Origin of the sequence: Vallitalea longa, from assembly GCF_027923465.1 — a bacterium.
GTDB lineage: Bacteria > Bacillota > Clostridia > Lachnospirales > Vallitaleaceae > Vallitalea > Vallitalea longa.
Genome location: NZ_BRLB01000001.1, coordinates 476897 through 494383, shown reverse-complemented (window position 1 = coordinate 494383; position 17487 = coordinate 476897). Strand labels below are relative to the sequence as shown.

The 17487-nt window shown below is 30.6% G+C and carries 15 protein-coding genes; 13 read left to right on the top strand and 2 right to left on the bottom strand.

What is annotated here, in order from left to right:
* Window positions 1–126 precede the first annotated feature (126 nt).
* The 5 genes from glnA to QMG30_RS02145 all read left to right on the top strand — a co-directional run bounded on the left by glnA (window position 127) and on the right by QMG30_RS02145 (window position 6133).
* Window positions 127–1461, top strand: coding sequence for a type I glutamate--ammonia ligase (gene glnA, locus QMG30_RS02165; protein ID WP_281811755.1), 1335 nt, complete (start codon window positions 127–129; stop codon window positions 1459–1461).
* Between the two features lie 45 nt (window positions 1462–1506).
* Window positions 1507–2076 (top strand): ANTAR domain-containing response regulator, encoded by a 570-nt coding sequence (locus QMG30_RS02160; RefSeq protein WP_281811753.1) that lies wholly within the window; start codon window positions 1507–1509, stop codon window positions 2074–2076.
* A gap of 251 nt (window positions 2077–2327) precedes the next feature.
* Window positions 2328–4427 (top strand): glutamine synthetase III family protein, encoded by a 2100-nt coding sequence (locus QMG30_RS02155; RefSeq protein WP_281811751.1) that lies wholly within the window; start codon window positions 2328–2330, stop codon window positions 4425–4427.
* A 149-nt stretch (window positions 4428–4576) separates the two neighbouring features.
* Window positions 4577–5542, top strand: a complete 966-nt coding sequence (locus tag QMG30_RS02150) for a PfkB family carbohydrate kinase (protein ID WP_281811749.1) — start codon at window positions 4577–4579, stop codon at window positions 5540–5542.
* A 312-nt stretch (window positions 5543–5854) separates the two neighbouring features.
* Entirely contained in the window at window positions 5855–6133 is a 279-nt protein-coding gene (locus tag QMG30_RS02145) for a DUF6514 family protein (protein WP_281811747.1), read from the top strand.
* Between the two features lie 105 nt (window positions 6134–6238).
* Here QMG30_RS02145 and QMG30_RS02140 read toward each other — a convergent pair whose 3' ends face one another.
* On the bottom strand, window positions 6239–7033 hold the full coding sequence (locus tag QMG30_RS02140) for an AraC family transcriptional regulator (protein WP_281811744.1): 795 nt from the start codon (window positions 7031–7033) through the stop codon (window positions 6239–6241).
* Between the two features lie 189 nt (window positions 7034–7222).
* On the opposite strand from QMG30_RS02140, the gene QMG30_RS02135 reads away from it, so the two are divergent.
* The 5 genes from QMG30_RS02135 (at window position 7223) to rbr (ending at window position 12433) form a co-directional block, all read left to right on the top strand.
* Window positions 7223–9463 (top strand): glycoside hydrolase family 3 C-terminal domain-containing protein, encoded by a 2241-nt coding sequence (locus QMG30_RS02135; protein ID WP_281811742.1) that lies wholly within the window; start codon window positions 7223–7225, stop codon window positions 9461–9463.
* Between the two features lie 146 nt (window positions 9464–9609).
* Window positions 9610–10614 (top strand): lipoate--protein ligase, encoded by a 1005-nt coding sequence (lplA, locus tag QMG30_RS02130; RefSeq protein ID WP_281811740.1) that lies wholly within the window; start codon window positions 9610–9612, stop codon window positions 10612–10614.
* Window positions 10615–10665: 51 nt separating this feature from the next.
* On the top strand, window positions 10666–11340 hold the full coding sequence (locus QMG30_RS02125; RefSeq protein ID WP_281811738.1) for a YigZ family protein: 675 nt from the start codon (window positions 10666–10668) through the stop codon (window positions 11338–11340).
* Between the two features lie 108 nt (window positions 11341–11448).
* Complete coding sequence (locus tag QMG30_RS02120) at window positions 11449–11832, top strand: desulfoferrodoxin (RefSeq protein ID WP_281811737.1); 384 nt, start codon at window positions 11449–11451, stop codon at window positions 11830–11832.
* A 16-nt stretch (window positions 11833–11848) separates the two neighbouring features.
* Entirely contained in the window at window positions 11849–12433 is a 585-nt protein-coding gene (gene rbr / locus QMG30_RS02115) for a rubrerythrin (protein WP_281811735.1), read from the top strand.
* Between the two features lie 29 nt (window positions 12434–12462).
* Here the strand turns inward: rbr and QMG30_RS02110 are convergent, their stop codons facing one another.
* Window positions 12463–13752, bottom strand: a complete 1290-nt coding sequence (locus QMG30_RS02110) for an alkaline phosphatase family protein (RefSeq protein ID WP_281811733.1) — start codon at window positions 13750–13752, stop codon at window positions 12463–12465.
* Between the two features lie 498 nt (window positions 13753–14250).
* Here QMG30_RS02110 and QMG30_RS02105 point away from each other — a divergent pair, with 498 nt between their 5' ends.
* The 3 genes from QMG30_RS02105 to QMG30_RS02095 all read left to right on the top strand — a co-directional run bounded on the left by QMG30_RS02105 (window position 14251) and on the right by QMG30_RS02095 (window position 17419).
* Window positions 14251–15522, top strand: coding sequence for an MFS transporter (locus QMG30_RS02105; RefSeq protein WP_281811731.1), 1272 nt, complete (start codon window positions 14251–14253; stop codon window positions 15520–15522).
* A gap of 296 nt (window positions 15523–15818) precedes the next feature.
* Window positions 15819–16397: a biotin transporter BioY gene (locus tag QMG30_RS02100; RefSeq protein WP_281811729.1), complete on the top strand. Its 579-nt coding sequence runs from the start codon at window positions 15819–15821 to the stop codon at window positions 16395–16397.
* Window positions 16398–16594: 197 nt separating this feature from the next.
* Entirely contained in the window at window positions 16595–17419 is an 825-nt protein-coding gene (locus tag QMG30_RS02095) for an aldo/keto reductase (RefSeq protein ID WP_330680635.1), read from the top strand.
* The last annotated feature ends 68 nt before the right edge of the window (window positions 17420–17487 follow it).

The window sequence follows — 17487 nt, the reverse complement described above, 5'->3', positions numbered from 1 at the left end:
TCTTAACTAATAAAGATTGCAGAAAATATAAACAACTCAACTTTCTCGCCTTTAATTTAATGAACTCAAAAAAAGTGTTATAGGTGGGAAAGGTAAGTAAATAATATTAGAAAAGGAGGCATTGTTATGTTAATAGATAGTAAATATACAAAAGAAGATATAATTAAAATCACTAAGGAAGAGGATATCAAATTCATTAGACTACAATTTGTAGATATTCTAGGTACTCTAAAAAATGTAGCCATCACAGATGAACAGCTGATAAAAGCGCTAAATAATCAAATATTGATTGATGGTTCATCTATTGAAGGATTTGTTAGGATGGAAGAATCTGACATGTTTCTAAAGCCTGATTTAGATACATTTGAAATATTTCCATGGAGACCTCATCAAGGTAAGGTTGGAAGAATGATATGTGATATCTATAATCTAGACGGTACTCCTTTTCAAGGCGATCCTAGATATGTTCTGAAAAAAGTCATTAAAGAAGCAGAAGAATTAGGATATGATTTCAATGTAGGTCCAGAATTCGAATTCTTTCTATTTCAAATAGACGAAGATGGATATCCAACAACTAAAACTCATGATAATGCAGGATATTTTGATTTAGGACCAATTGACCTAGGTGAAAATGTAAGAAGAGATATAGTACTGACTCTAGAAGAAATGGGATTCGATATTCAGACATCTCATCATGAAGTCGCTCCTGGACAGCATGAAATAGATTTTAAATATAGTGATGCATTAAGGTCAGCCGACAATATTGTTACGTTTAAGTTAGTTGTTAAAGTTATTGCAAGAAAGCATGGACTTCATGCAACTTTTATGCCAAAACCTATATTTGGAATAAGTGGTTCTGGAATGCATTGCAATCTACTGATGTATGATGATGATGGCAGAAATATATTTTATAATGAAAATGATGAACTTAATTTATCAAAAGAAGCATATTATTTTATTGGCGGATTATTAAAACATGCAAAGGCTCTAACAGCGGTTACTAATCCTACAGTAAATTCTTATAAAAGATTGGTATCAGGATTTGAAGCTCCTGTAAGAATTGGATGGTCTACAATAAATGCTAGTCCACTAATTAGAATACCAAGAGGAAGAAACAAAAATTCATTGATTGAACTTAGAAGTCCCGATCCATCATGTAATCCTTATTTAGCTGTAGCAGCAATCCTGAAAGCTGGACTTGATGGTATCAAGAATAAAATAGAACCTCCTAAAATGTTGGAGAAAGAAGAATTAAGTGAAGCATTAGACATATTAGATGTCAATTTAACAATTCCAAGTAGCTTAAAAGAAGCATTAATAGAATTGTCAAAAGATGAAGTCGTAAAAGAAGCATTAGGTGATGTATACGAAAGATATATGAAAGCGAAGAGTATCGAGTGGGATGAATATATGTCAGTAGTTCATCCTTGGGAAGTAGAAAAGTATATTTCAAGATATTAGAAGATTTTGAACTAAGTAATAGGCTGAATAAAAGGATGTTTGTGTATGGGAGCTAGAATTATAGTAGGATCCTCAAACAAAAAAATATTGAAGCAATTATCACACTTCCTAAATGAAAATGGATATAATGTAGTAGGTGAAACGACAGATGGATATGATATACTAAGAAGAGTACACACTGTTTATCCTGATATATGTATTTTGGACTTTAACATGAAAGGACTAAATGGACATGATGTAAGTGAAGTATTAGTAGCAGATAATGTTTGTCCGATTATCACAATAATCAGTTCATCAGATTTACATTATTTTACCAATCTAAAAAGTGAGCCTATATTTAGTTCTCTTGTTAAGCCTATAAATAAAGATCTATTGATAAATACTATCGATATATTAGTTAAAACATCAAAGAGCATAACTAAATTAACTAAAGAAGTAAGCACTCTAAAGAAGAAACAGGAAGATAAACAATTGATCAATGAGGCAAAAGAATTACTTATGAAATATACCGGTTCAACAGAAGAAGAATCCCATAGGAAGATTCAAAAACTTAGTATGAATAGAGGTATTTCTAAAAGAGTTGTAGCCTATGAAATAATAAACAAATATACTTAATAATTGAAAATTGTGAAAATTAATTTTTGAGTAACTGATACTTGCATTATTTGATTTAATATGGTATAGTATATATAAATATAGACGGACGAAGGAGTCCGAATCAGTTAAACTTTTAGAGCAATGGCGTTCTTAGGGAGTTCCCTTAGTAACGCTTTTTTTATTTGCTATTTATGAAAAATATTGAAATATAAAAAACGTAAGATAAGATAAAAAAATATAAAATCAAAATGTTAACAGGAGGACATATTATGAGTATTAATGATGTATTCGGAAAAAATGTATTTAGTGATGCAGTAATGAAGGAAAGACTTCCAAAAGAAACATATAAATCACTTAAAAGAACGATAGAACTTGGAGAGACACTTGATAAAACAACAGCAGAAGTTATTGCTAATGCAATGAAAGACTGGGCTATCGAAAAAGGCGCAACACATTATACACACTGGTTCCAACCAATGACAGGAAAAACAGCGGAAAAACATGATTCTTTTATTTCTTTAACTTCTGATGGAAGAGCAACAATGGAATTCTCTGGAAAAGAATTGATTCAAGGTGAGCCGGATGCTTCATCATTCCCTAACGGAGGACTTAGAGCTACATTCGAGGCTAGAGGATATACTGCTTGGGATCCAACTTCACCAGCATTCTTAAAAGAAGATTCAGCAGGTGTAACTTTATGTATACCAACAGCATTTTATTCTTACACAGGGGAAGCACTTGATAAGAAGACACCTTTACTTCGTTCAATGGAATCCATATCTGAACAAGCAATGCGTGTATTAGAATTATTTGGTGACAATACAGCAAAAAAAGTTATAACTACTGTAGGAGCAGAACAAGAATACTTTTTAGTAGATAAAAAATACTATGAACAAAGAAAAGATTTAATATTCACTGGAAGAACATTATTCGGAGCGATGCCTCCAAAAGGTCAAGAGCTTGATGATCACTACTTCGGTAATATAAAAGAAAGAATCTCTAGTTTCATGAGAGAGTTAGATATAGAATTATGGAAGATGGGAGTATCTGCTAAGACTAAACATAATGAAGTAGCTCCAGCACAATTTGAGATAGCACCCATATTCACAACAACAAATATTGCTACAGACCATAACCAATTAATGATGGAAATAATACAAAAGGTTGCAATTAGACATGACTTGGTTTGTCTATTACATGAAAAACCATTTGCAGGAGTTAATGGTTCAGGTAAACATAATAACTGGTCGTTAGCTACTAATGAAGGAGTCAACTTATTAAATCCAGGTAAAACACCACAAGATAATGCTAGATTCTTACTTTTCGTTTCAGTAATTATTGCGGCTGTTGACGAATATGCCCCACTACTTAGATTATCAGCAGCTAATCCTGGTAATGAACACAGATTAGGAGCTAACGAAGCTCCACCAGCGATAATATCTATTTTCTTAGGAGACAAACTAACTAAGATTATTGAGCAAATAGAAGCAGGAGATCTTAATATAGCTAAACAAGTAGAATTATTAGAAGTAGGAGTTTCTACACTTCCAAAACTTCCAAAAGATTCTACTGATAGAAACAGAACATCACCATTCGCTTTTACTGGTAATAGATTCGAATTCAGAATGTGCCCTTCATCAGCTTCAATAGCAGGACCTAACATAGTTCTTAACACAATTGTTTCTGAATATCTTAGAAGAGTAGCTGATGAATTAGAGAAAGCCGATGACTTCAATGATTCACTTAGAAAAGTTATAGGTAGATTGATTAAAGACCATAAAAGAATAATATTTAATGGAGATGGTTATTCAGACGATTGGATTAAGGAAGCTGCAAGAAGAGGACTTCCAAATCTATCATCAACAGTAGAAGCTTATTCTTACTTTGATAAACCAGATGCTGTTGAATTATTTGAAAGACATGGTGTATTCACAAAACAAGAGATAGAGTCAAGAAAAGAAATCGTTTACGAAGAATATGCTAAGATAATTAATATAGAAGGACTTACAATGTCTCAAATGGTTAAAAAGCAGATTATACCTGCATGCATAAGTTATATGACTAGTGTTGCTGAATCCATAAGCAAAATTAAAGGCGTGTGTCCTTCAGTAGATGTATCTGTTCAGGAAGAAATCGTATCAAAAATATCTAAGTTATTATTTGATGCAAGAGTTAAAGTTGCCAATCTTAATAAAGCTATCGAAGATGCAAAAAGCATGAGCAATATTGAGAGTATGGCATTTGCATATAGAGAAAAAGTATTTGCAGCTATGGAAGAATTGAGAAAACCATGTGATGAACTTGAAAGAATCGTTTCAGAGGAAGCTTGGCCATATCCAACATATGATGAATTACTATTTAGAGTATAGTTTTTGATAGAGTACAATATGCAAAAAGATTATTCCTTTATGGAGTAATCTTTTTGTCATTAAAAGCTGTTTTTGTTTGTTTAAAAGTGCAAGGTCTGTTATAATATTAAATAATCTATAAGATTAATGATATTGTTGAGGTGGAAAAAATGATTGTTACTATAGCACTTAATCCTTCAATCAATAAGTTAGCTGTTATTGACGGATTAGAAGTGGATGGTGAAAATAAGGTACAAGATTACAGGATAACTTTAGGAGAAAGCCCGATATACACTGCATACATGATAAAGCTACTCCAAGGAGAACCTTATGTCTTAGGATTTTTAGGGGGAATGGGTGGTAGATTTATACAGAATGTTATGCAGAAAAGCAGAATAAAATCAGATTTTATTTTTAACATAGGTGAGAGTCAATCCATATATAAGATTGTTGACTCTATTAATTTAACAGAAACTACATTGATTGATAATAACATGACAGTAGATGAAAGAGATAAAAATAATCTAAAGCATAAACTTCAAAATAAAATAAAAGATGCTAAGGTATTAGTTATTGGTGGAGATTTGCCGAAAGGTACTGATTATGATTTTGCAGAACATATCATAGAAATGGCTATTAAGCATGATACAAAAATCATATCATCATTAAAAGGACAAAATCTCAGAAAGTCATTAAGCCTTAATCTATTTGCTCTGAAAATATCTGATGATAATATTTCCGATTTGGTTGATATAGATACGTTAACGTATGATAATTACTATATATTAAAAAAATTATATGATATTCTCACTTTAAATAAAATACACTATCTGGTATATGATTCTAATGATGGTGTTTATGTAATATCTAAAAGTAAAATATGTAAAGCTGTAATTAGTGAAACAAAAGAAATATCTGACAACATAGGTTCTAGCGATTCGCTGGTAGGAGCATTGGCAGTATCTATAGAGCGTAGATATGAGCAAGAAAAATTGGCTAAATATCTGATGGCAAGTAAAATAGCTGTTAAAAATTCAAAATATCCTACTATATGCAATAGAAAGGATATTGATTACTATTATAATAAGGTAAAAATTGTTGAAATAATGAATAGGAAGAGAGGTTTTATAGAATAAAACAGGAGGGGTTAATAATTGAAAAAAAGATATCGCAGTAACATCATATATATGACGGTATTATACAGAGATGTTAATATGTATTGAAATGATACGTCGAAAGAAGTTATTTTCTACATTGATTTGCGATATGTTTATATAGAATACCTACTTTAAGTAATATATAATGAGGATAAGGCATGAAACTACAATATGTATTGATACAGAAAAACAAAGACACTACATATTGTGGAAATATTTGAAGATATTTCTAGCAAGCTAGGGGATAATTTGGACATGTCTATAAGAATTTATTACAGAGGGGATGGTATTATGAAAAAGCGTCTACAAGGAACAAGAGAAGTTGTAACTGAGAATAATCATATTATTAACCTAGAGTATTATTTAATTGAAACCCCATATTATGAAAAAAATTCATTAAAGGTAGCTTATGGTATCGAAATACTTAAGAAAGATAATAAAATCTTAGAATCGGATATCGTTTCAAAAATAACAGATTGTAAAGATAAAGTTATGATAATACTTAATAAGCTAATAGCTAATACAGTTACTCCAGTTGGAATGGTAGTAGCTATTGATGAATTATTATAGATCAAGAGCAAGCCGAAAGGCTTGCTTTCTAATTAAATAGGAAAGTACTACTTTCTATTTCTTTGAAATCTTTTATGAGATGTAGCCTCTTGTTCTATTTATATTTTAAACTTTTTTGACGTGATTTTGTTTGAAGTTGTTAGGAGTTATACCACTAATCTGTTTGAATATTTTACAAAAATGGCTTTGAGTAGTATAACCTAATAAAGTGGATATTTCTACTAGTGACAAGTTAGTAAACAAAAGTAGATGTTGAGCCTTCTTAATCCTGTTGATATGAATGTATTTTGTAAAACTTACACCTACTTCTTTTTTGAATAGTCTTGATAAATAGCTACTGTTAGTATTAATATGTTTAGCTACATCAGTAAGGGTAAGATTACTGCATAGATTATCATCTATGTATTTAATTACTTTTTTAGTTATATCAGAGTAATTATTTTTATTGGTAGTTAGACTATTTTTGATTTGAGTCATGAAATCAAGTATCATTATAGCATTTAAATTGACCAAGAGTTCTTCTTCATTTAATGACTCTATTTTATTGATATATAGGTCACTGAGAAAATACGCATAGTTTTCTTCTAATCCAGTTTCTATAGCCATTCTGGTAATAAGAGCACAGCTACATATCAAGTTGTTTTTTAGAGATCTTATCGAGTTGTTTTGGCATAAGACAGAACGAGGATAAGTACTATACTCATTACCAACCTTTTCTATATCAACTAAGTTACCAGTTAGAATTGCTTGATATAGTTTCTTTTCCAGTTCATATGGATAGTGAGTATAACTAGAGCTGTTATTTTTTAATTCTTTATATAGATATTCTTCTTTCAAAAACATATCTGATATTTTAAAGGAATTGAAAATCTGTCTGAAGTCCATATTGCCAATAAACACATAATCACCTCCATAGGTAAAATATAGGTAAAAAATAGTAAATATAATGATATACATACTATCAATAAATATATACAATATAATTAACATCTAGTATTTCTATTATAACAGATTGGGGAAAAAATAAGTAGACAAAAACTTATATGTGACTATCATATAGTAAAATTATATAATCAAGGAGGAGATTAAATGCAAGAAAAAATCAAAAAAATCATGGCAGAATTAACATTAGAAGAAAAAGCTTCATTATGTTCAGGCAGAGATTTCTGGACTACACAACCAGTGGAAAGGTTAGAAATTCCTACAATCATGGTTACAGATGGCCCTCATGGGTTAAGAAAACAAGCAGCAGAAGCTGATCATTTAGGTATGAACACTTCTGTACCAGCAACCTGTTTCCCTTCCGGGGTAGGATTGGCATCATCATGGAATAGAGAGCTAGTGCAGAAGGTTGGAGTGGCATTAGGTGAAGAGACACAGACAGAACAAGTAGCAGTTCTATTAGGACCTGCAGTAAATATCAAACGATCACCATTATGCGGTAGAAATTTTGAATATTTATCAGAAGACCCTTACCTATCATCACAAATAGCTAAACATCATATACTAGGAGTCCAAAGCCAAGGTGTAGGTACATCAATAAAACATTTTGCAGCCAATAATCAAGAATATAAAAGAATGAGTGTTGATACTATTGTTGATGAAAGAACACTTAGAGAAATTTATCTTGCAAGTTTTGAAACTGCTATAAAAGAAGCAAAACCATGGACAGTGATGTGTGCTTATAATAAATTGAATGGTACATATTGTGCAGATAACCATAATCTATTAACAGAAATCCTCAGAGATGATTGGGGTTATGAAGGATTAGTTGTTTCAGACTGGGGAGCAGAAGATGATAGAATAGAAGGAATAAAAGCAGGAATGGATTTAGAAATGCCTGGTAACGGAGGTATTAATGATAAAAAGATAATACAAGCAGTTAAAGATGGTAACTTGGATGAAAAAGATTTAGATAAAGTCGTACAGAGAATATTGGAACTTGTATTCAAGGGTATAGAAAAAGCTAAAGACATGAAGTATGACAAACAAGAACATGATGCATTAGCAAGAAGAGTAGCTTCTGAATGTATGGTGCTTCTTAAAAATGATAATAAGGTTTTACCAATAGCTAAAGAGCAAAAAACTGCTGTTATAGGTGAATTAGCTGATACACCAAGATATCAAGGTGGAGGAAGTTCTCATATCAATCCTACATTTTTACATAGTGCTCTAGATGAAATGAAGAAATTAGGAACAATAAGTTTTGCAAGAGGATATGATATTGATGCTGACGAACCAAATGAAGAAATAGAAAATGAAGCAATTAAGTTGGCGAAAGCAAATGAAACAGTTGTAGTATTTGTTGGTCTACCTGATAGGTATGAATCAGAAGGTTATGATAGAAAACACTTACAAATGCCAGAGAATCAAGTTCATCTAATAAATGAGTTGAGTAGGGTTAATGAAAATATTGTTGTTGTATTATCTAATGGTTCTCCTATAGAAATGCCTTGGATAAATAATGTAAAAGGAGTACTTGAAGGATATCTTGGAGGTCAAGCAGGTGGAGGAGCAGTTGCGGATATTCTATATGGTAGAGTCAATCCATCAGGTAAATTAGCGGAGACTTTCCCTTTGAAATTAAAACATAATCCATCAGCACTTAATTATCCGGGAAAAGAAAATAAAGTCTGTTACAATGAAGGTTTATTTGTAGGTTATAGATATTATGATGCAAAAGATATAGACACTTTATTCCCATTTGGGCACGGACTCAGTTATACAACTTTCGAATATAAAGGTATAGAAGTAGATAAAAAAGAAATACAAGATACAGAAAAGGTAGAGGTAACTGTAACAGTTAAAAATACTGGAGACGTGGTTGGAAAAGAAGTCATTCAGCTATATGTAAGAGATGTAGAATCATCAGTTATCAGACCAGAAAAAGAATTAAAAGAATTCGCAAAAGTTGAATTAGTACCTGGAGAGGAAAAGAAAGTCAGATTCATATTAAATAATCGTTCTTTTGCTTATTACAATGTAGATATTAAAGATTGGTATGTAGAAACGGGAGATTTTGAAATTCTAGTAGGTTCATCAGTAGTTGATTTACCACTTAAGACAAAGATTACAGTTAATTCCACCAAAAAAATAAATAAATCTTTTAATAGAAACTCTACATTCATTGAGATTGCTGAGCATCCAGTAGGAGCAATGGTAGTTAAAAATATTATGGAAAATATGCAGAAGATGTTTGGTGATTCTGACATATTTGACAAAGATGCTATACAGGAAATGGCAGGGACCAATACACTTAGATCTCTAATAACCTTTGGAGCTATGAATGAAGAAGAGTTAAATGGATTAATTCAACAATTGAATGCATAATGATTATGGCAAGTCAAAATAAATTTTGACTTGCTTATTTTTTTGTTAAATAGGACTAGACAATAAGAAAACCAATTTGAAATTATTGTTACTAGCGGGTATAATTATAGTAGGTTTTAATTATTTCTTTTACTCAGGGGGTATTTATGAAACAAGCAAAAGTTATAATAAGTACAAGTTTAGATCCATGGAAAAATCTTTCCATAGAAGAATTTTTGGTTACTAATCTTAAAAAAGATTCATGTGTTTTGTATTTATGGAAGAATGATAAAACAGTAGTTATAGGTAAAAATCAAAATCCTTGGAGGGAATGCAATATTCCGCTTATAGAAAAGGACGGAGTAAAACTATCAAGAAGAATAACTGGTGGTGGAGCCGTATATCATGGACTTGGAAATCTGAATTTTTCTTTTGTCATGAACAAGGGTGATTATGACCTAAATAGGCAATTGAAAGTTATTTTGGATATGTGTAGTGAATTAGGAATTGATGGAGAACTTACTGGGCGTAATGACCTCACTGTCAATGGCAGAAAATTTTCCGGTAATGCATTTTATCATGGATCATCAGTTTCACTTCATCATGGGACTTTGCTCATTAACGAGAACATGAGTAATCTTGCTAAATATTTAAAAGTGTCAAAAGAAAAAATGAGTTCCAAAGGCGTGACATCAGTTAAATCAAGAGTATCTAATTTAGCTACTTATTATGAAGGATTAAGTACAGAAAAAGTTACTGATATGTGTATAAGATCTTTCATAAATGAATATTCACAGGATGAAAATGATGTTATCATAGAAAAAGACCCATTGTGGTTTGAAAATGAAGAGATAAAAAAGTTATATGAAAAAAATGCTTCATGGGATTGGAGATATGGCAGAGTACCTGAATTTCAGGTAGTATTAGAAACAAGATTAAGTTGGGGAGAAATACAAATTCATTTAAATATGAAAAATGCTATAATAAAAGAAGTAATTATTTATTCAGATTGCTTAGATCAAGAATTCATAGATGATCTACCTAAATTATTTATAGGACAAAAATATAATTCTGAAATATTGGCAGATAAATTAAGAGGTAATACTGCAATACCTAGCAGAAAAAATATGCTTGAAGATATTGCCGAATGGATAGAAAATAAAATGTTTTAATATAAAAGAGTAGAATTCAAATGATGTAATAATTTTAAGGATGATAATTCAATGATAGAAAAATATTTAACCATATATGATAATAATGAGGCAGAGTTAGAGCAAAAGAAATCAAAGTTCATAGCTACAATTAAACATGTTGAGACAGAAGAAGAAATAAAAATATTCTTGGAACAAATAAGAAAAAAGTATTGGAATGCAACACATAATGTATTTGCTTATACAATAGGACTAAAGCAACCTATAGAAAGATGCAGTGATGACGGAGAACCTAGTGGAACTGCTGGAATGCCTATATTAGAAGTCATCAGAGGAATGGATCTAAGAAATGTTATAGTGATAGTTACTAGATATTTTGGAGGGACTTTACTTGGTACAGGCGGACTTGTAAGAGCATATAGTGGTTGTGCTAAATTAGGATTAGAGACATCTGTTGTTGCAGAAAATATATTGTATTATTTAATGGACGTTAAGGTAAACTATACTTTATCAGGTAAAGTACAGTATGAAATTTTGCAAAACAATTATATTATATATGATACACAGTACCAAGATAATGTTATATACACTGTTTTAGTAGAGTATGGTAAAAAAGATGTTTTTAAATCCAAGATTATGGATATTACTAGCGGTTGTGTCAATATTAATAATAATGGCTTATATTATGGTTTTGGTGATAATGAACAGAAAAACATAGTCAAATTCAATGAATCACCAGAAAGTTGATTTAATTATTATTAAATATACAAGGAAAGCTGGTTTTTTGATAGAATATAATAGTATAACAATCAATCACATGAAATCATATTGAATCAATAGTGAGGAGGAAATAAAATGACTAAAAAATTAGAGATCTACAAGTGCTCACATTGTGGTAACATTGTTGAAGTTTTTATAGGTGATGGTGCTCCAATTGTATGTTGTGGAGAAAAGATGCAATTATTAGAAGAACAAACAGCTGATACATCAAAAGAAAAACATGTTCCATTTATTGAAGAAACAGATAATGGATATAAAGTTAAAGTAGGAGAAAATCAAACTCATCCTATGATGGAGAAACATTATATCATGTGGATCGAATTAGTTGCTGATTCACATATATATAGAAAAGAATTGACGCCTGATGATGAACCAGAAGCTACATTCATGGTTCCAAAGGCTGATAATGTTTTTGCAAGAGAGTATTGTAATGTACATGGACTATGGAGAAAAAATTAATATTGGAGGAATTAAAATGAAATCATTAAAAGGTACTAAAACAGCTGAAAATTTATTAAAATCTTTTGCAGGAGAATCACAAGCAAGAAATAGATATACATTTTATGCTTCTACTGCAAAAAAAGAAGGATATGTTCAAATATCAGATATATTTACTGAGACAGCAGATAATGAAAAAGAACATGCTAAGAGATTTTTTAAGTTCCTGAAAAAAGACTATAAGCATGAAGCAATTGAAATAACTGCTGGATTTCCTATTACACTTGGAGATACTAAAGACAATTTACTAGCAGCAGCTAATGGAGAAAATGAAGAATGGTCAGATTTATATCCTGCATTTGCAAAAGTTGCAAAAGAAGAAGGATTTGATACTATTGCATTCGTTTTTGAGAAGATTGCTGAAGTAGAGAAACATCATGAAGAGAGATATAGAAAATTATTAAGCAATATTGAAAATAATACAGTATTTACAAAACCAGAAAAAACATTGTGGAAATGTGGTAACTGTGGATATATACATGAGGGAGAAAGTGCTCCAGAAGTATGTCCAGCATGTGCACATCCTCAATCATATTTCGAACTTTTATGTGATAATTTCTAAATAAATGGGATTTCTAAAAGCTGTCTTGATTAATATTCAAGGCAGCTTTTTAAGCAATTGCCATCAATGTTTTTCATAGGAAGGTTCATGATCATTGCTATTGTGGGGGCTATATCTACTAGATTCATTTTGTGTATATAGGTATTTTTAATTCTATTTCCTTTGGCGAAGAAAACAGTTTTCATATTAGGATGAGTAGGTAAAAATCCGTGATCGGCTATATGAGGTTTTGATAACTTGGTTCTAGGTATTATTAGTTTATTGCAAATATGATTATTAAATACATAACCATTTTCTGCTTCTAAAACAAATTGGAAGCTGTTATCCAAATGGTATAATCTGTTTACCTTTTCACTGGTATATACTTGTTTGATTCCATTAATCGGATTAGATTGTAGTTCTAATAATATATTATAAATTTTTTCATATAGGTATTTATCATATTTGTTTTTCATACATATTTGAGCTGAACCGCCACATGCATTAGCAAAAGCTTTGTATGATATGATACTATTTTTCTTGTCAGTTATTAGTAATCGTTTTTGTTTGAATATAGAGTTAATGCATATATATTTGTCATAGTCATTCATTCCGTGATCTCCAAGGACTATGAAAGTTGTTTTTTCATATATTCCAGCTTTTTTGGTACAGTTTATAAGTCTTTCTAATCTTTTATCAAAGTTATCAAGTAAATCTTTTGCTTCAATTGTATTCATACCAAGTCTATGTCTCATATAATCCAACTGTGTAAAATGAATGAATAATAGATTAGGCTGCTTTTTTAATATAAGGTATTTGGATATGTTTTCTGCTGTATCATCTAGTGTTGGTTGTGCTGAACAGCTTAATTTGATATTTTTTAAAGTTGGTATAATTAGATTCTTGGTACTGTTTTTAATGTAGTTGGTTATAAAGCAAGATGGTCCTATAGGCCATAATTCAGGAATGTTATATGTTATATCAGCACCAGCCATTACTGGCCATAATATGCTTGCACATGTGTAGTTTTGTTTCATAGCATAATCAAATACAGTCGGTACTTGTATGTCATTTTCATACCAATACCATTCAGGGTTTTTATATCGGTAAGGTTGACATTTCCTGTTGGAGACAATACCGTGTTTATTAGGATAAGTACCAGTGATTATAGATGTATGACAGGGATATGTTAAGCTTGGATAAATACTAAGCATATTGTTGCTATAAGATCCTTCAGTAATAAATGACCTGAAAACAGGGAGATTTCTGATATAATGGAAATCATTACTATTTAATGCATCTATACTGATTACATAGAGATATTGATTATGTTGATCCATTTATGAAGGCTCCTATTAGTAGTTATAATATTAGGCTATGCTTTGAACAGAATAGTGTGTTTGGTTACATGATAAATACATAGTAAGTCAATATTTAATAATGTTATATAATATAAAAAGTTCTTGACAAATGTACATATATCATTATATAATCTTTAAAGAATTTTAATTTGAAAGGATGGTTGTTTTATGAAAACGACAATAGGCAATACCTTAACATTATATTTAACATCTAAAAATGTAAAACAACCTGTGATACCTAATAGTTAATGAAATAGTTTAGTGAATTTACATACTATAATTAATTAGTCACAGGTAGATCTGTGGCTATTATTATATTGTAGTTATTTTATATGGGATAAGAGTTTTATGTAATCATGCTATATAGTTCAATTATTTATAACTCTATGTTTACAATACTATTATATTAAAGTCATGGATCGTATTAATACGTATACATGACTTTATTTTATTGCAGATACCGAAGGAGACATAGTTATGAATAAACTTAAAGAATTATTAGCACCGTATAGAGGATTGAGAAGAGAGATATATATTATTTTCATTGCAAAAACTGTTAATGCAATGGGAGCTTTTGTTTTCCCATTCCTTACATTATTATTGAATGACAAAATTGGATTAAGTAAAAGTGAAACAGGTTTTTTTATTGCCCTTAGTGGTATTTTATACATTCCATCAAGTTTAATAGGTGGAAAATTAAGTGATGTTGTGGGTAGAAAGAAAATCATAGTGATATTTGAGACATTGGGTATATTGTGTTATGGCTCATGTTGTTTTTTACAACCCAATATGTACATGGCATATTTACTTATTTTGTCTGGAGTACTATTTGGTTTAGCTGGACCAGCACATGATGCGATAACTGCTGATTTGACAACTCCTGAAGAAAGACAAGGAGCATATTCACTTAATTATTTGGGTTTTAATTTTGGATATGCTATCGCTCAGCTTTTTGCAGGATTTCTATTTGAACATAATCTTAAGTTATTGTTTTTAATTGATGCCGCAACTGGTTTATTGGGAATAACACTTATTGCTATATTTATTGGAGAAACTATTAATAATGGTAGTGTAGAGATAACCGAAGATCGAAAAATGGAGAAGAAAGAAGAAGGTTCCATATTCAAGGTGTTATTTTCAAGACCAACACTTATTATTTTTTCTTTAGCACTTTTTGGATATAGATTCGTATATTCTCAATGGTCTTTTATGCTGCCAATGCATGCTAAGAGTAATTTTCCAATAGACGGTGCCGCACTTTATGGTATATTGGGAACATTTAATGCTACGATAGTTGTAGCTTTAACCCCTGTTCTAACTTCATTATTTAAGAAGAAAAGCAATGTGAAAAGAGTTTTTTATGCTGGAATATTATTTACAGTTGGATTTGGTTTACTTGGTTTTATATCAACCAAAACAGCATTTTTTGTTTCAGTTTTCATTTTCACACTTGGAGAGATTCTAGAAGCTATAAGTGTAATGCCATTTATCATGAACCATACACCTGCTAATCATAGAGGTAGAATGAGTTCTGTCTTACCTATTATTATGGGAGCAGGTTTTACTGCAGGACCATTCGTTATGGGGCAGGTTCTTGAAATGACTAGTTATGCCTTTAGCTGGAAGTTATGTGCTGTAATTGTTGGGATTGCTACGTTATGGATGATAAGGATTAATAGAAGAATTGATAATGAGGGTGTTATGGAACAAAAGGTTACTGTTGAAGATGTTGCTTACAACTTAGAATAATATATCAAGAATGGTATAATTCATTTTTATGGATTTTACTTTATGAAACGCAAAGATTAGCTATAAGTTCTTTGCGTTTTCAATTAAGAATATTGTTAACTTATTTATAAAAAAGGTTGACAATATATTGTAGTAAATGTATAATATTTAAGAACTTAAAATTCAATGGGTTATCTTATATTTTTATGTGTAATTTATCATTAATACATATTTACTTTAATTTTATGAAAGTATGAGGGGATTTTTATATAGCTGTTTATCTAATTAACAATAATATTTACGAGGAGACTGAATTTATGAAATTACAACTTAGAGAAATGATCATGATTGGTATTTTTGCGGCATTAATGGTGGTTGGTGCTAAGATAAGTATTCCTACTCCTTTTGGAGTACCTATAACTTTTCAGCTTTTTTTCAGTATTTATGCAGGTTTATTATTAGGTGCTAAGGCAGGTTTTTTATCTCAAATAATATATATGCTGTTAGGTCTTATAGGATTACCTGTTTTTACTGTAGGAGGAGGCTTTTCATATGTATTTAACCCTACTTTCGGGTATATTATAGGTTTTGCAATTGCAGCTCTAATAGTTGGTCTTATGACTGAAAGGACTAACAAGTTGAATTTCGTTAATATACTAGGTATAGCTGTAATTGGATTCTTAGCTGATTACATAATAGGAAATGTGTATTTGTATTTTATAAAAGATCTATATATAAACAAGCCTATTCCTTTGTTCAGTATTTTTAAATCCATGGCTCCATTTATGGTAAAAGATTTGATTCTGATTGCTGTTGCAGCATACACTTCAACTGTTATAATCCCTGTTCTAAGGAAATCAGGCATGATAAAGAATACTGTAATTGTAGATAAATAGAAAATAACATATAATCTAAGAAAGAATTAACTATTGTATGAGTAAAATACGGATTAGAAAAAATATCAATAAATGAATGTAAAATAAAAGCTGTGATATGGCTTTTATTTTTATTCTCTTTTTTTGTTGGTTTCTAGTGGATATTATAAATTATATATAGTACAATGTATTTATCATAAATATAGGAGGTTATGAGGATGCTAAAATTGAATTTAAACAATGGGGTAACAATACCTCAATTGGGTTTTGGTACTTTTCGTGCTGAGATAGAGGAAGCTTATAATAGTGTAAAATGTGCTCTTGAAAACGGCTATCGTCATATTGATACAGCAGCAGCTTATGGTAATGAGCAAGGTGTTGGAAGAGCAATTAAAGATAGTGGTATAGATAGAAGCGAAATATTTGTCACATCCAAACTATGGAATGATGATCAGGGTTATGAGGGAACCAAAAAGGCTTTTTATGATTCTATGGAAAAACTTCAACTTGATTATATAGATCTATATCTAATTCATTGGCCAAAGAGTTATGAAAAAACTCGTGCTTCTTGGCGTGCTATGGAAGAATTGTATGAAGAAGGTAAAATTTGTGCAATCGGTGTATCTAATTTTAATATTCATCATTTGGATGATCTGATTAAGAATGCTAAGATACTTCCAGCAGTCAATCAAGTAGAGTGTCATGTTGGATTACAGAACCGAGTTCTACAGGAGTATTGTAATAAATTTGGTATTTATCTAGAGGCATATGCTCCATTGATGAGTAATAGAATATCTGAATTATTAAGTAACGAAGATATGATTGAAATTGCTAAGAAATATAAGAAAACAGTACCTCAGGTAGCTATTAGATTCTTGCTACAGAAAAATATAATACCACTTCCTAAGTCATCAACTCCAGCACGTATTGTTTCTAATAGGGATGTATTCGATTTTTCTCTTGCTGAGGAAGATATGAAGACTATTAGTGGATTGAATAATGGGATAAAGATATTCCCTGAACCTGACAATATTGATTTTTAGATTGGACATTATCTTTATCTATTTGTAGTAATAGCATAAATATTATTTAATAAGTTAAGTATAAAATA

What these genes read in the sequence shown, in the direction of transcription:
- QMG30_RS02150 (WP_281811749.1), top strand. Translation starts at nt 4,577, where the DNA reads ATGATTGTTACTATAGCACTTAATCCTTCAATCAATAAGTTAGCTGTT.
- QMG30_RS02100 (WP_281811729.1), top strand. Translation starts at nt 15,819, where the DNA reads ATGAAATTACAACTTAGAGAAATGATCATGATTGGTATTTTTGCGGCA.
- QMG30_RS02135 (WP_281811742.1), top strand. Translation starts at nt 7,223, where the DNA reads ATGCAAGAAAAAATCAAAAAAATCATGGCAGAATTAACATTAGAAGAA.
- QMG30_RS02105 (WP_281811731.1), top strand. Translation starts at nt 14,251, where the DNA reads ATGAATAAACTTAAAGAATTATTAGCACCGTATAGAGGATTGAGAAGA.
- QMG30_RS02120 (WP_281811737.1), top strand. Translation starts at nt 11,449, where the DNA reads ATGACTAAAAAATTAGAGATCTACAAGTGCTCACATTGTGGTAACATT.
- glnA (WP_281811755.1), top strand. Translation starts at nt 127, where the DNA reads ATGTTAATAGATAGTAAATATACAAAAGAAGATATAATTAAAATCACT.
- rbr (WP_281811735.1), top strand. Translation starts at nt 11,849, where the DNA reads ATGAAATCATTAAAAGGTACTAAAACAGCTGAAAATTTATTAAAATCT.
- QMG30_RS02155 (WP_281811751.1), top strand. Translation starts at nt 2,328, where the DNA reads ATGAGTATTAATGATGTATTCGGAAAAAATGTATTTAGTGATGCAGTA.
- QMG30_RS02145 (WP_281811747.1), top strand. Translation starts at nt 5,855, where the DNA reads ATGAAAAAGCGTCTACAAGGAACAAGAGAAGTTGTAACTGAGAATAAT.
- QMG30_RS02160 (WP_281811753.1), top strand. Translation starts at nt 1,507, where the DNA reads ATGGGAGCTAGAATTATAGTAGGATCCTCAAACAAAAAAATATTGAAG.
- QMG30_RS02095 (WP_330680635.1), top strand. Translation starts at nt 16,595, where the DNA reads ATGCTAAAATTGAATTTAAACAATGGGGTAACAATACCTCAATTGGGT.
- QMG30_RS02110 (WP_281811733.1), bottom strand. Translation starts at nt 13,752, where the DNA reads ATGGATCAACATAATCAATATCTCTATGTAATCAGTATAGATGCATTA.
- lplA (WP_281811740.1), top strand. Translation starts at nt 9,610, where the DNA reads ATGAAACAAGCAAAAGTTATAATAAGTACAAGTTTAGATCCATGGAAA.
- QMG30_RS02125 (WP_281811738.1), top strand. Translation starts at nt 10,666, where the DNA reads ATGATAGAAAAATATTTAACCATATATGATAATAATGAGGCAGAGTTA.